The sequence below is a fragment of the Gordonia sp. CPCC 206044 genome, from assembly GCF_048537895.1.
Lineage (GTDB): Bacteria > Actinomycetota > Actinomycetes > Mycobacteriales > Mycobacteriaceae > Gordonia.
Window position 1 is genome coordinate 22,915 of sequence record NZ_JBCLVL010000027.1, and the last position, 13,649, is coordinate 36,563.

20 protein-coding genes are annotated in these 13,649 nt (G+C 64.9%); all 20 read right to left on the reverse strand.

The genetic code is table 11. From position 1 onward, the window contains the following. Positions 1-79: 79 nt before the first annotated feature. Positions 80-559 carry a hypothetical protein gene (locus AAFP35_RS25790; RefSeq protein WP_419224542.1) on the reverse strand — a complete coding sequence of 160 codons (480 nt, stop codon included), beginning with the start codon at positions 557-559 and terminating at the stop codon, positions 80-82. A gap of 20 nt (positions 560-579) precedes the next feature. Next, positions 580-1,311: a hypothetical protein gene (locus AAFP35_RS25795; RefSeq protein WP_419224543.1), complete on the reverse strand. Its 732-nt coding sequence runs from the start codon at positions 1,309-1,311 to the stop codon at positions 580-582. A 69-nt stretch (positions 1,312-1,380) separates the two neighbouring features. Next, positions 1,381-2,139 (reverse strand): hypothetical protein, encoded by a 759-nt coding sequence (locus AAFP35_RS25800; RefSeq protein WP_419224544.1) that lies wholly within the window; start codon positions 2,137-2,139, stop codon positions 1,381-1,383. A gap of 35 nt (positions 2,140-2,174) precedes the next feature. Beyond that, entirely contained in the window at positions 2,175-2,996 is an 822-nt protein-coding gene (locus AAFP35_RS25805; protein WP_419224545.1) for a phosphoadenosine phosphosulfate reductase family protein, read from the reverse strand. Positions 2,997-3,006: 10 nt separating this feature from the next. Next, complete coding sequence (locus tag AAFP35_RS25810) at positions 3,007-3,231, reverse strand: hypothetical protein (protein ID WP_419224546.1); 225 nt, start codon at positions 3,229-3,231, stop codon at positions 3,007-3,009. A 2-nt stretch (positions 3,232-3,233) separates the two neighbouring features. Further along, positions 3,234-4,235 carry a hypothetical protein gene (locus tag AAFP35_RS25815; protein ID WP_419224547.1) on the reverse strand — a complete coding sequence of 334 codons (1,002 nt, stop codon included), beginning with the start codon at positions 4,233-4,235 and terminating at the stop codon, positions 3,234-3,236. Positions 4,236-4,239: 4 nt separating this feature from the next. After that, entirely contained in the window at positions 4,240-4,974 is a 735-nt protein-coding gene (locus tag AAFP35_RS25820) for a hypothetical protein (RefSeq protein WP_419224548.1), read from the reverse strand. Between the two features lie 188 nt (positions 4,975-5,162). Then, entirely contained in the window at positions 5,163-5,807 is a 645-nt protein-coding gene (locus AAFP35_RS25825; protein WP_419224549.1) for a Fic/DOC family protein, read from the reverse strand. Between the two features lie 26 nt (positions 5,808-5,833). Then, positions 5,834-6,016 (reverse strand): hypothetical protein, encoded by a 183-nt coding sequence (locus tag AAFP35_RS25830; protein ID WP_419224550.1) that lies wholly within the window; start codon positions 6,014-6,016, stop codon positions 5,834-5,836. A gap of 128 nt (positions 6,017-6,144) precedes the next feature. Further along, positions 6,145-6,861 (reverse strand): hypothetical protein, encoded by a 717-nt coding sequence (locus tag AAFP35_RS25835; protein ID WP_419224551.1) that lies wholly within the window; start codon positions 6,859-6,861, stop codon positions 6,145-6,147. A 10-nt stretch (positions 6,862-6,871) separates the two neighbouring features. After that, positions 6,872-7,753 (reverse strand): hypothetical protein, encoded by an 882-nt coding sequence (locus AAFP35_RS25840; protein ID WP_419224552.1) that lies wholly within the window; start codon positions 7,751-7,753, stop codon positions 6,872-6,874. Further along, positions 7,753-7,965: a hypothetical protein gene (locus tag AAFP35_RS25845; RefSeq protein WP_419224553.1), complete on the reverse strand. Its 213-nt coding sequence runs from the start codon at positions 7,963-7,965 to the stop codon at positions 7,753-7,755. The genes AAFP35_RS25840 and AAFP35_RS25845 overlap by 1 nt, the downstream gene beginning before the upstream one ends. A 119-nt stretch (positions 7,966-8,084) precedes the next feature. Continuing rightward, positions 8,085-8,528, reverse strand: a complete 444-nt coding sequence (locus AAFP35_RS25850; RefSeq protein ID WP_419224554.1) for a hypothetical protein — start codon at positions 8,526-8,528, stop codon at positions 8,085-8,087. Further along, on the reverse strand, positions 8,525-9,082 hold the full coding sequence (locus tag AAFP35_RS25855) for a hypothetical protein (protein WP_419224555.1): 558 nt from the start codon (positions 9,080-9,082) through the stop codon (positions 8,525-8,527). The genes AAFP35_RS25850 and AAFP35_RS25855 overlap by 4 nt, the downstream gene beginning before the upstream one ends. Positions 9,083-9,314: 232 nt before the next feature. Further along, on the reverse strand, positions 9,315-10,049 hold the full coding sequence (locus tag AAFP35_RS25860) for a serine protease (RefSeq protein ID WP_419224556.1): 735 nt from the start codon (positions 10,047-10,049) through the stop codon (positions 9,315-9,317). Positions 10,050-10,252: 203 nt separating this feature from the next. Continuing rightward, a complete protein-coding gene (locus AAFP35_RS25865; RefSeq protein ID WP_419224557.1) occupies positions 10,253-10,588 on the reverse strand; it encodes a hypothetical protein in 336 nt (111 codons plus the stop codon). 32 nt (positions 10,589-10,620) lie between these two features. Continuing rightward, a complete protein-coding gene (locus tag AAFP35_RS25870) occupies positions 10,621-11,385 on the reverse strand; it encodes an HNH endonuclease family protein (RefSeq protein WP_419224558.1) in 765 nt (254 codons plus the stop codon). Between the two features lie 18 nt (positions 11,386-11,403). Next, positions 11,404-11,541 carry a hypothetical protein gene (locus tag AAFP35_RS25875; protein ID WP_419224559.1) on the reverse strand — a complete coding sequence of 46 codons (138 nt, stop codon included), beginning with the start codon at positions 11,539-11,541 and terminating at the stop codon, positions 11,404-11,406. 15 nt (positions 11,542-11,556) lie between these two features. Then, positions 11,557-12,264 (reverse strand): hypothetical protein, encoded by a 708-nt coding sequence (locus AAFP35_RS25880; RefSeq protein WP_419224560.1) that lies wholly within the window; start codon positions 12,262-12,264, stop codon positions 11,557-11,559. 28 nt (positions 12,265-12,292) lie between these two features. Then, entirely contained in the window at positions 12,293-13,579 is a 1,287-nt protein-coding gene (locus AAFP35_RS25885; protein WP_419224561.1) for a hypothetical protein, read from the reverse strand. Positions 13,580-13,649 lie beyond the last annotated feature (70 nt).

A 13,649-nucleotide genomic window follows, 5' to 3' on the forward strand; every position in this document is an offset into this window, starting at 1 on the left:
CTGCGATGGTGGACGTCGGCGGTCCAGTTCCAGGCCTAAACACTACTGACAATGGGGAATTCGTACTCGGGAGGTGGCGTCAGGGCCACACGAGACCAGGGCTTCCGTCGCCGGTGCGTAGCCATCGCGGTTCGTCGGTCTGTGGTGTCAGGGCTGCAATCCATCGCTCCTCGATGAGAACTGCATCGTAGGAGTAGGTGCTGGCAACATCACACCCGATCGCATTGTGGAGCTGCCCGTCGACATAGATCGGGTTGGTGCGCAGTTTTCCGTCGAGTACTTCGTCGAGATCCTGACGTCCTTGATGGTGTTCGTGAAACAGCAACTCGAGATCCGGGATGAGGACTGGCGTGTGTCGGGCGATGGAGCGCAGCAGTCGCGCTGGTGCGATCTGGAAGTCCAACGTGCGGGCGATGGCTTGCGCTGTGACGGCAGCGGTCTGGGTGAGCCAGAGCCGGTGGCGGTCGTCGAGTGCCCAGCAGCTACCCCTCGATCCGAGTGCTGGGCTGTTGGTCAGCCCGGCACTCGGATCGAACCACACCAGTTCATGATCAGCCATTGTGGCGGTTTCTGGTGGTCTCAGCCGACGGTGAACACGCCGATCTGGGTGGTGCCATCCTGTTCGTAGACCGGGACAGTCCATTGCTGTTGCGCAACTCGGGCAGCAGCGCGAGTGGCCGGCTTCTTGGTGGGCGCATTGGCGTAGACATACCCCAGTTTCCCATTGGTGGCGTACGTCGAGATCAGATCCGGAAGTTGGGCGTCGTCGCGGACCCCCTCAGCGGTGCCGAACGATTTGCCCTGGCTGTTCTTCCCTGACTGCTTAGCCGACGTTGCCGGCTCGACGGAACGCGCCGCGGGCGCGGTGTAGTTCAGCGGGTTCGTCGGGAAGGTGAAGATCTCGGTGTAGCCCGTCCCGTTCCACGCTTCGACGAATCCGTGGCTGTTGTATGAACCGGTGCCGCAGTGGCCGCTGGTTGCGGCGACTACCTGGGTGCTGGGGTCCTCGTTGAACACGTAGTTCGTGGCCTGGCACAGTGCGCCAGATTTGAACAGTCGCGCGCGGGCGCCAATCGTAAACGGTTGCACCGGGTTGCCATCGACTGTGTAGATGCGTGTGGATGCCTCTAGGTTCGGGGCGTTGGTGATCGTGGAGTAGTGCAGGTAGTCAATGTTCTCGGCGCGCAATGGCCCGATCCAGCTGTTGAGGGTCGTAGCGCTCGAGGTGCCGGCCCCCAGCACCGATCCTGACACGATTGCGGCGGCTGCCAATCCGCTCGCGGTCAGGCGTCGGATGTTCTTCTGTCGCATTGGTTTTTCTCCTACTCGATTTCTGTGTCGCTCTTTTGCGCGTGGATGCTTTTGATGTGCGGCGATTGGCTAATCGTCGCCGCGGCCGGTTGTCGTGCATAGAAGAGTGTTCGCGGTGCGCGGACACACGTCATAGAGGCGATATTTGTGTTCCAGGTATAGGGTTCCGTTGTTCGACGCGAAGAGAATTCCGATCCGCATCATCGGGAACTTGGTGACGTTGACGCCTTCGCCGAAATAGTGGATGTACTCATCGGTGGGCACGTCCAGTGGTCCTTCGCCGTCGACATCTGGAGCTCGCCCTGGTCGGTACCGGAGCCAGTACTCAGCGCAGGTGATATCTCGTGCGTTGCGCATATTGACCCCGCAGTAGTGGTCGTACTCAGGGTTGTAAGAGGGATCGGCGCACCCTCGCTCGGGACTGGGCCGGATGTCGGATTCGATCTCCCAGTACCTGGTCGGGGACCCATCTACCCACTGATTCAGCACCACGGTCACCTCGCAAAACACCTCTCCCGAGACGGGGTTGTACCAGGTGAAGTACTTCTTCGGTGTTTGGTAGTTGAGGTTGGATGACTTCTCCCCCTCGAGTGTGTAGCCAAGCGGTGTCTCACCATCGCTGCGCGTACTCATTTGTGGCGGGCAGCCGTTGTTCTTCAGTTCAGCCACCGACAACGAACGGTTAGCGACCACGCCGCACACTTGTTCGGCGGCCGCAGCAGGCGCTGCGCTGATCTGCCCCGGCGCCGACAGCATAAAGACGAACATCAAAGCGACGATCGAAGCGCTAGTGACCATCTCCCGGCGGCGAAACGCTATACGGTCCACCAGGCCACCGTGCTGGGCTGTGGAGTGTGGTGCGGTCAGCAGTAGTCGGCCAGGCGTGGGAGGGCGTCGACGAGACGGTCGAAGATGGCCGGCCAGCCGGCGGCGAGTCGGGTGATGTGGCCGTTGTCGAGGCGGGCGGGATCGATCATGGCGTCGACGCGGGCATCGCTGGGGTCGGCACCGAGCGCGGTGAGTTTCGCATAGATCGGGTTGGGTGCGATGTCGCGGGCGTTGAGGTATTCCCAGACGTGGTCGGTGGTCCAGTTCCAGATCGGGCTGTAGCTGGTGGTGCCATCGGCCCGCGACACCAGGCCACCGCCGGTGCCGTATCCGCAGCGGCGGCCGCGGGCGGCCTGGGTGCGGTAGAGCTGCAGGCGCCCAGCCGATTCGCCGGCACGCACACCCCACAGGTTCGCGGGCCCGAACTGGGCATGGGCGCGGGCGGCGGGGTCGGCGATCATCGCGGCGCGCACATTCAGACGTACCTGTCGTGTCGGTGCGGCCGGGTCGAAGTCGCCGGCCGCGACAAGCAGCGTGAGTAGGTCGGGTTCGGTGGGCACCACGTGCAGGTTCAGATCCCACGCTGCCGCGAGATCGCGCAGGTAGGTGCGGGTTTCAGGGAAATCCAGGCCGCAGTCGTAGAACACCACCGGCACTGCCGGGTCGACACGGCGGACCAGATCGACCACCACGGTGCTGTCTTTGCCGCCCGACCAGGCCACCCACATCCCGCCATGGCGGTCGCGATAGTCGGCGACCTGTTCGAGGAGCGCGGTGGGGTCGAGTCGCGCACCGCGTACCGCACGCAGCTCGGTGATGTCCAGGCCCGGGTCGGGACCGTCGGCGGCTCCGGCCACAGAGTTTCGTCTACCGCTTGCGGCGCGGTGCGGTGGTGGTGGTCTGTGGTGTTTCGGGAGTTTCGTTGTCGGCGTGGGGGTCGCCGGGTTGGATCGAGCGGAAGTTGGTGACGCCGAAGCGGATGTCGTCGTGCACGATCAGCACATCGTTCCACCGGCCGCGGCCGAGAGGTTCCCCCTTCTTTTTCCGGGGTGGGATCGGCGGGAGGTCTTTGGGTCGGCGGGTCGCAGACATGGTTAGGGCTCCTTGGTGTCTCGGGCTGCCGCGCGTGCGGCAGCTTCGGCTCTGCGGTCACGGAACAGCCGCCGGCCGGTGACCGGCGGTTGGTAGTCGGGGTCGCGTGGTGTGTCGCGCAGCTGCACCACCAGGGTGGAGTCGTGCCCGCCTGGTCGGGCGTAGTCGGCGTGCTCGTCGATGCCGGCCACCCGCAGCCCCAGCCCGCGCGGCAGCAGGTGGCTGGTGTCATCAACGCTGTCCGAGCGGCCCAGATACATCCCGCGAGAGGTTTCGATCTCGAGGATCACTGTCGACGCCCCGGAGCCCTGCGCGCGACGTTGAGCGGCCACAGCGGTCGCTTCGTGCAGGGTGTGGGTGGTCATCGTGTACTGGTCGAATGAGATCCGCGCCCCCGGTTGCAACGTCTCTGGGACGTCGCGGCGGCGGGTGACTGGTGTGTCGGTGGGCAACTCGGCGACCGCGTACACCACATGCCCACGCCCACTGTCTCGTTCGTAGCTTTGGATCAGCCGGTCCAGGCGCTGTACCGACTTCCGGTCACGCTCGGACAGTCGTTGGGCGTTGCCGGTGGCCTCGCGCAGCGAGCTGTTGAGGTGCCGCCATCGATCCGGATCACCGATCGCCCATTGCATCTCGTTGATCTGGCTTCGCGGCGCCGCTTCGTGGACGCGCCGTTTGACCAACGACCGGTCTTTGCGCTGCCGCGAGGACAGCGCCGTGCGGAACTCGCCGCGATCAGGCAGCTGGCGGCGTTTGCGGTCATCGTTGACCGTGGAGGTGTCGCGGGGGAACGCACGATCACGATCGCGGGCCGCGCGGTGACGTGAGGTGTCGTCCTCGAGGACCCGATCGGCCAGCTCGGCGCCGATGCGGGTCTGTTCCATCGCGTCGTAGAACTTCTCGGCCACCACACCGGCGGCTTTGAACCGTGCGGCATCAACCGGCCCGGCCTCGAGGTCGATGACCCCGTGCCCGGTGTAGGCCGTCCGCGTGGAACTCACGTGTTCAGCCTGGCAGAAACACCAGCCGTGCGCCGTCCACGCCGGCCGCCGCGCGTGCCGCACACACCTGGTGGGTGGTCAGTGGCAGGTCGGCGTGCGCCGGCCAGTGCGTCTCCATCTGCTCCTCAGTCGCACACACCCAGACGATCGGGTCCTCGGCGTCGATGCCAGCGGCAAGTTCCTCGACGTGTGTACGGGCCCGTGTGGTGATCTCACGCATTTCCGCGACCACACCTGCCGGCACTGCTCCGGTCCCGGCGATCCACGTCTGAGCCCGTCTGCGGCCCACATCGAACCACTTCACCACCTGACCGAACCCCATGCCGCACGCCGCGGCGACACACGCCAACCACGCCGAATGCTCGGCGGTCTCGATGTCGCGGCGGATGACCTGCGCCTGAGGCACGGCCATTGCCGCCCGCCCCGCACACACCCGGTACACGCCCTCCATCGCGATCCGTCCCTCGGTCGCCGCGATAACCCCGGCAGCGTCCTTGAACACTTCAATCTCGCCTGTAGCGGTGGCACGCTCGATCAACCGGACCGTTTCTGTGGCTGCGATCGCGGTCACCTCACCGAGCAGCTCGTCGAGGCCGTCCGGGATCGGCCACCGGCGTTCCTCAGCGGCCGCGATCACCCCGGCGTCCAGGCCGAGGAGCTGCTCAAGTTCGTACTCACGCAGCCCCACCGACAGCCGCGCACACCGCACCTGGGCGGCATCAACCTCGTTGATAGTCATCAGCATCATCATCGCTCACCCTCGATTGTCATGGGCAGACCGACTGTCTCGTCCCATCACGCCTCATCATAGCGACTGCCGTCGATGCCGGTTGTCTTTGTCCGTCACCGTGGGCTGAAAAGATCAACGCTTACTTCCCATGCCGCTGCCGCATGTCTGTCGGCACAGGTGCCATCAGTGTGGCCGCCCTAGAAGTCATATGCCGGATGTCTGTCGATGATGCGCTCGAACATCAACTCCAGCCCGCGGAGATCTGAATCGGCGCGAGCGCTGTGACATGCCCGATATAGCTCTGCGGAATCGGTGCGTTCCCAATCGAGACCGCGCGAGCGTTCGGCGAGTAGCTGGTCGAACAGTTCCCGGGTACTGCGCCCGTTGCACTCCCTGAAGGGATGCGCATAGTTCACGTAGTCATAGAGATAGGCAACCTGTTGCGCCAGCGCAGATTCAGCGACATCACGCAAGGAGTCGGTCTCCGCAATACGCGTCGCAACATGCTGCATTGCTTGGCTGATATTGCCGGGCGGGCAGAACGACTCGCCGTCCTTCTCGATGCCGACTGTGCGAACCTCTCCCGCCCAGTCGTACACGTCTTGGAACAGCTGCTTGTGGATCGCGGACATATGCGCCAGGTCATAGGTTCGCGGTGTGGCTAGTCGCGGCTTCTCCCGCAACTCAAGGAGCCTGGCTTCACTGAGATCGGTTTCAGCTACCGATAGTTCCTCAGCGGAGGTGGCACCCACTCGGTTTCGCAGAACGCCTTCACTGCCCGGGAGGAAGTAGCCAATCCAGTCCTGATCGGGATTTCCCGTGTTCCACGGCTGTCTCGCCACGTCAGGGGTGTGGGACGCAAGCGCGATCAGTGGAGGTTGTAGCGTCGCCGCACCCGCTCGTTGAGAGTGTTGACGTCAATGTCACCGCGAGCGTAGGCCAGCTGATCAGCGCGGGTCGCATCGGTACTGCGGATACCTTCGAGTTCGGTGTTACGCCGAATAGCGCGCACCTTCCGCACGCGTCCCGCAACAGCCTCACTCTTCGTCATCAACCCATCCTCTCGCGCGTGAGTACTGATACCAATTCTACCCAACAGAGCACATGCACGTTCGCCGATGACATGCCCTGGGCCACGTCGCTCTGAAAGAACGTCCTCGCGCCCCAAGGGAGCGAAGCTCACGCGAACGGCAGGTGAGCATGGTTAGCGTGTCGGCTGGGATGTGCGTAGGGGGCTCGCACCGCGGTTCTGGCGCGGCCGCCATGGGTGATGCCAGGATGATCGAACAGGCACTCTGCCGGCGCGCTTCGACCGAGGACTCCTGGCATGTGTTCGTGTCCGGCGGACCACCAGTCGTCATCTGGTACTTCCTCGACTCTCCAGGCGCTCACGCGGCCTTCGCCGCTGGTGCGGTACTTGCCGATCTCGGTCACCTCCACGAGCAGGTCACGAATCTGGTCGGGGTCACCGACGGCCCGCCATGTCGCGGTCGCGGTGACGGTGGCGACCGCGGGGATGAGTCGTTTGCGGTAGTGCCCGCGCGCATCGGTCACCGTTGAGGGCACCGAGGCTGAGAGGCGTTGCAGATCAGCATGATCGGTACGGCTCGATCGGGTTCGTGGCTCAGGGTGCGGTGTGGCGGGAATGGTGTGGGCGAAGGTACACATCCAATGCCACGGTTGGCCGAGGGTGCAGCGCGCCAGCGGCAGATCCAGGTCTTGGGGTATCGCCCGAGGGTCGTAGGTCAGCACTTCGCCACGTGCGGCCTCGTCGGCCTTGCGGCGATGCCACAGCACCGAGGCGAGCAGACCATCGAGACTGATGCCCCACGGCTGGCCGAAACACACGCCGTGGGGCAGCTCGGCGCGCACGATTAGCGGTGTCGAAGAACGCATCCGGTGACTGTCAGGTGAGTTGAGTCAGCGTGTCGATCGCTGCCTCGCGGTTGGTGTCCACCTCGCTGCGCCAGTCCAGATCGGGGTCGGGAGTGCCGGCGGTGACGGTGGAGGTGATCTGGGCGTGGATGCGGCCGTAGCCGGCCGCGACGCGACCGCCGAGATGTCCGTGGTCGGCGAAGTCGGTGAGGATGTCGCACAGCAGGGCGTATTCGACCGCGGTGGCATGGGTCAGGCGCAGCTGGCCGGCCAGTCGGGTGCCGGCGATCAGCGTTTCGGTGTCGAGGCGGATCGGGCTGAACTCCCCTGCCGCCGCCATGGTCGGGCGAGCTTCGGTGTCGGTGTGGGTGGTCAGGTCGTTGAGGTGCGAGGTGGATTCCTGCCCGAGGATGGTGTGGATCGACTCCGGGACCGGCCCGTCGGGCGGTGGGGTGGGCAGCAGGTGTGCGGTGTCGGCGGTGATGGGAACGACCTTGGACACCACCAGTTTTCCGGACATGATGCGCGCGTTGGCTGCCCCGCCGAACAGTCCGATCAACGGCACCAGGGCTTTGAGGTCGCGTTCCTGTTCGGGGGTCATCTCCCGGGTGGACTTGCGCAGGAATCCGCCGTTGCGCAACAGATGGGCGGCAGCCGGCGGTAGTTGGCCGGTGTAGTCGAGGACTTCGGCGAGCAGCGTTTCGCCGGTGCGTCGCAGGATGCCGCGCCAGGCGTTGCCCGAGATGATCGGCACTACGGTCACCTGTCCGGCTGGGGTCAGCACTTTTTCGCGCCGGAACAAGCTCTGTACCGAGGATGTGTTGCGGGAGTCGTCGCGATGCACGATCGAGGTCACTGCGGTGATGTTGACGTCGAACACCGCTGAGATCAGCGGCGAAGCGGGCTGCACCATCAGCTGTCCGTCCTGTCTTCGTCGGGTGAACGTTGCATCCCTCGGTCTTGCTGATCGCGCAGGAGTTGGGCAATGCCCATTGGCGGGTTTGCGTCAGCCTCGACGTGTATCTGATCGAGCACGGTGCCGTGCTTGTCGTAGGCCGTAGTAATACCGATGCTCCCGATCACTTCGGTGTAGGCAACTCTCGCGCCGTGGCGGTCGATGAGCATGGCTGCGCCCAAGCTCGACGCCGCCGCGCGGTCGCGGCGTAGCGAAGGTAGTCGAAACAGAGACCGGACCCGTAACCGCCAAGGAGGAGCACCCGGCACCCGGCCGTCATGCGACTCAATCATCGGGGCGGACCGCCTGGAACGTCAGCAGCCGTGCGGCGTTGTTCGGCAACGGCTTCGGCGATGATCCGCACACGCAGCACCAGGGCGGGCAGCTGCTCACGCAGTATTGCCAGCACGGGTGCAGACGGTTCGGCCACGAGTTGGGCGACCTCGAGGCGACGAGCCTTGCCGGTGACCACGATGGGCAGTGCTTGAGCGAGCAGTGACCACCAGGCGGGCAGGGTGTCGGCGCGGTAGGTGGCGGTGCGCAGGCGCGAGGGCAGCAGTTCGTCCCAGTAGCGGCGACGGTGATCGCCGATCCACGAGTCCCAGTCCAGGCTGTAGTGCACCAGCAACACCAGCCGTTCAGCGGTGCTCGCGGCCGGCATCGTCAAGGCCGGCAACTCTGGGACCGCCGCACGCCACCGATCCGTCGGCGACATCGACGTCTGGTCGCTCACCGGGCTTCCTGCCCTGTGACAGCTGTAGGTGTAGACAGGGCGATCGCGGCATCCCACCACGCTCCTGGATGGGTACGCCACGCCTGCAAGGCCTCCCAGCGGTCCAGAAGGGCCGGCCATTGGTCGGTGGGTGTGGTGCGCATGACCGTGATCGGCGGTACCGGATCGGCGAGCATCGCCGCGCGCATACCGGGCAGGGCCCGCAGCCAGCGCAACGCGTCAAGGAGGTCCACAGCAGCATCATCCCACCGCAGCTGGGTGTCGTCGGTGCAGACATGCCCCCACCGCGCGGTCGGCAGAATATGGCGGCGCCCGCGGACCGGGATCACTGCCATCTGGTCGGCCGCCAGCGCTCCCGCGGCCAGCCGCTGCCCGAGGGTTGGGCGCTCGACGAGGGTGCGTGCTGGCCGGTGCTGGTCGACGAGATAGACGGTGCGCCGCAACTCGGCGGTCGAATACGCCCAGGCGCAGGCCGCGCACAGCCAGTCTCCGCCATATACCCACGATTCGGCATCGGTGAACTTACGCGAAACCACCTGTGTGGCAGTGATCATCGCCAGCTGGTCGTCACCGCAGGCTGCGCACCATGTCTCCGGGTCCGCGGCGCATCTCGACGTCGTGGGTGGTGGAGCACCAGCAGCTTGCCAGGCCGCCAATGCAGGTGACCCGGCCGGCAACGTCATAGGTGACAACGTCGGCGGCCGGGCCCGTTCTGAACGCGATACTGCGCACAGACCTGATAGATGAGAAGTACGTGCGACCTTATCGGCTCCGGGCATGCGCGTGCTACCGGGTTGCAGGACGGAAGCCGATGCGTGCAGCCATGTCCGAAGCGATCGCGTCTGCCCGGATGAAGACTGTGGGCAGCGGTGGACGAACACCGGACATGGACGCTGCCAGGGTCGCCCCAGCAGCGAGCGGGTCGGCAGGAAGCGATCCGCCACGTCCGCGGCTGACCGTGCCGACTGCAGCACCGGCGGTGTCGGTGGCCACCGCGCCGGAATCTCCCCAAGCGACACGAACGAGCGCGGTGAAGGTGTGGGCGGTGACCTCGATGACCGGGCCACACGACAGGCCTGTCACCCGACCGGCCTTACACACCTGGCTGCCCAGCTTCGGTGGCGCGGTCACCAATGCCGGCAGCGGCAGCGTGATTCCGGGACGCAACCGGAGGGCGGCATAGTCCAGCTTCGACATCGGCGAGGAAGCGACCAGTCGCCCCGACGGTGAGGTCTGGTTATCAAGGTAGGCCGGTGTGCCGGGCCGTCCGGACGTACAGTGCCGCGCCGTCGTGACGATCACGTGGCCGGCAGCGTCCGTGCCGGTCAACCCCAGACTGCAGCCGAACTCAACGCCCATCGGCAGATCCGAAACCCGCACCATCGTGGCCCCGACAGGCGTGGGCTGAGTGGCCTGGGCGAGCGGCGCCAGTGCACTTGCTCCGACACCGACCAGCAATGCCAGCAGCAGCATCAGGGCAAGTGACCGCTGGCGAGGGGTGTGTTCGGCGAGGAGTTTCATGCGCGCTGCCTTTTGGTTGGTGAATAGGGCTCGGTGGCTCCCGGCCGGTGATCCTGGTGCCGACCAGGTGTGCGGTTGAGAGCCGGTGTTCACCACGGGGGCCAGGGGGCCGGGAGTCACCGAGCTTCCTCGTCTCCGTTGCCGTGTCGCTCGTCGTTGGTTGGGGGCCTGACCATCGACACAACCCGGAGGGGTTTAGAAGATCAGGCCTCCCAGGGGCTGATCGCGTACCAGCTGCCGTTGCCGGCGCGGTAGCAGGTGGCGAACTTCGCGCCAAACTTCTTGGCGCCGTATCTGCTCAGCCGGTTCGCCGTGTCGCCACATCCACCGCTACTGGCGTGCGGGCCGATCGCGAACGCAGGATGGCCGTTGATCACGCCGATCGGCGTCACGGCGGCTGAGGCGGGCGCAGCCGAAACGAGACCAGCCCCGGCCGCACCGGCGATCGCAAGTCCGACCGCGGTGCTTCGCAGTCGTTTCCGCGACGCACCGCCGAGGGTCGTGGTGGTGGTTCCGGTGCGAGTGAGCGCGGCTCTCATGGTGTGTCCCTTTCCTTTTCCGATTCGTGCCGTCAGCAGGTGTGTTCTGCTGTGGCCTTGTCGGCAGCGGTGATCGGTAGCTCGTAGGCTTGCGCCACCTCGAGGTAACGGGCGATGTAGCTGCACACGTAGGCGGAGTTGGACGGCAGCCATTCGCTGATGGGTTTGGAGCCCTTAGCGCTGTTGCGTCCGCCGTCTACGGCGAGCAGGTTGGCAGGGTCGTTGGCGAACTGCACCCGCTTGGCCAGTGGCCACACCGAGGCTCCGGAGTGCCAACTTTGCTCGAGGGGGAAGACATGGTCGATCTCCACATCACCGCTCGTGGAGCCTTTGCGGAAATCGATCACCTCACCGGTGTACGGGTCAGGATCGAGGACACCGGAAAGGACCTTGCAACCGCGGCTTTGTGGATCGGTGATGACCTGCGTTAGTTGCTGACGTAGAACGTCGTTGCGGGTGTCACAGCCGTTGTGCGACAACGGTGCCGCGGAGTCGTCGGTCCATGCCTTGCCGAACACACAGGCTTTGTTCTTGCGGCACGAACGTTCGTAGCCGTCGACCTCCGTCACCGTATCGACGACCCGCACGTGCTGTAGCAGGGCGGCAATGTCGCCATGTGCGCGGTCTGGTGAGCCCGCGGCGGTGGCCGGTGGCGGTGCGGACTGTTCGGCGGTGATCAGCGAGTCGAAAGAGCGTTTCGCGACGTCGACGGTGTCGGTGTGGATGAAGCCTCCGAGCACCCCGACCGCCAGGATCACCACCGCGCCCAGGAGTAGAGTCGCGAGTCGGCGGATCATTGTGGTGTTCCTTCCTGTCTAGGTCCGTTTGAACAGCTGCGCAGCGGCTTCGGCGCCGAGTGACTCGTCGAACTTGATTGGTGTTCGGAGGTTTTCCCGCACTTGAACAGCATTTGATTCCATCGGCCGCTCGCCGTCATGAGGTGTGTTGGTCATGTTCCCTCCGTGTGCTCAGTTGGGGGCGTCGGTAGCTGGTGTCGGCGTTGTGGCGGCGGTGGTGATGCCGGGCGCGGCGCCTCGGGTGGTGCCGGGCTGCTCGAGGAGCTTGCCAGCGACGTGGTGTCCGGCAGCCACGCGGATAGTGACATCACCAGCGTTGGGGCCGTTGTCGGTGCCGGCGGTGCCCAAATGGGTGAGTTTGTAGACGCCTTCGGGTAACGCGAGGATCACCGGGGTCGCGCTGGTGATGACGTCGAGGTTGGCTCCGACTGGGAACGACAGTCCGTTGACTGCTGCCCCATCCTCCTGTGTCGTCGTCGAGTTGTTCTGTGTCGCAGTTGTGCTCGCTGATGTCGAGTCGCTGGTGTCGGTGTCATTGGCGCGGCGTTCGACTTGGATGACTGAGTTGGGCACCAGCGCACCGGAGGTGGTGACCTGGCTGATCGAGACCAGGCCGATCTTGTCGGTGATCGACGACGACACCGATTGGGCAGTCTCGGAGCCCTCGGCGTAGCCCTGGGACATGATCGAGGAGGGTGCCGATGGTGTGGTGGTCTCATCAGCATGGGCCAGTCCGACGCTGGTGGTGATGACCATGGCCCCGAGTACTGCGATGGTGGCGCCGATGCCGATGCGTCCCCGGAGGTTCAGCCGTTCGGATGGGCTGCGGTTGGCGGTGGGGTATCCGGTGAACTCACTCTCGTCGTTGTCGATGCGCATGTGACTCTCCGATACTGGTTGGGGCCGTCTATGTCTGGATGTTCTGGACTTTGAGGGTGATCCAGTCGGCAAGCCATTCGATGGCTGAGCGGCCGGAGTTGTCGACCTTGTAGTTGCCGTAGTTGACGTGGTTGCGGGTGGCTCCGCCGACGAACTGGGAGACCTCGATGCCGGCGTCGACGAGACCGGCGAGGTTGTTGGCGTCCTGCGACGAGGCGAGCTGAGTCATGCTGTTGGTCAGGCCCAGGAAGTCGACGTTGGACGCTTGCGTGGACAGTGTCGATCCGGCGACCAGGTTTGGCTGATATGCCGCTGCTGGTGTCTTGCTGCCGTCGTTGAGGACTCCGGAGGCCACCGTCGCCAGGTCGAGTCCGACGGGTACGAGGTCGGCCAGCCGCATCGGGTTGCGCTTTTCGAGGACGTCGAAGGCGATGCCTTCGATGCGTTGGATGTCGTTGACGAGCCTGATCACGTCGAGGTTGCCGACGTAGTCGAGGACCATGGCAGCGATCTGGGTGTAGCCCTGGGGATCAGGGATCAGGCGCAGGATGCTGGCGATCCATTTGAAGTCGACTTGGGCGGCCATCTTGACCAGTGGACCGATTGTGACGTTGACCTGTTCTGCGGCTACACGCACGCCCGGAACGTCGAGGGCGACGGCTCGTTGGATGGCTTGGCTGATCGAGGTCACAAGGCCAATCCAGTTGGTCGAGCCCAGGCCGACGACGACGTTGAGGACCTGTTCGATGACTTTCTGTGGGGCCAGCACGCTGAGGATGGAGCTGGCGGTGCCCATCGTTGCGGCCGGTGTCGAGGTCAAGGGAGCGGTCTGCTCGCCGAGTTGGGTAGCCGCGCTTCCGAGTTGAGCGACCTGGGGATCGGTGGCTGCCAGAGAGGTCGATCCGCTCTGCTGCTGAGCCAGGGTGCTGGCAGTTTGGGACAGCTGGTTGGCTGATGCCACTGCACCGTTCAGGTCTGCTTGGTCGGCGCGGTCGAGCACCGTCAGTGCTGCGCGGTCGGGGGACCCTTCGGCAGACGCGGCGAGGTCGGTGCGGACGCTCTTGTCGGCGGTGCCTGACTGCTGAAGGCCCAGTAGTGGCTGCAGCGTGTTGCTGATCGAGGTGGCCAGGGTCGCTATCTGATTCACATCGACGTCACTACCGGGGCCGCCGCCACCGGATTGCGCTCCCCCGGTATTCGGGTTCAGGGCAGCGGTGAGCTGGTTGACATTCGATTCCAGCGATCCCAGGTCAGCACTCGACCAGTCCTGAGTCATCGCCGAGGTGAGCTGGCTGGCGCTCTGCTGACCGGTCACCGATTGGGGGTTAATGGCCAAAATGTGTGTATGGCTGTCGGCGTGTCTTGGTCGGGTTAGCGTGATCGTC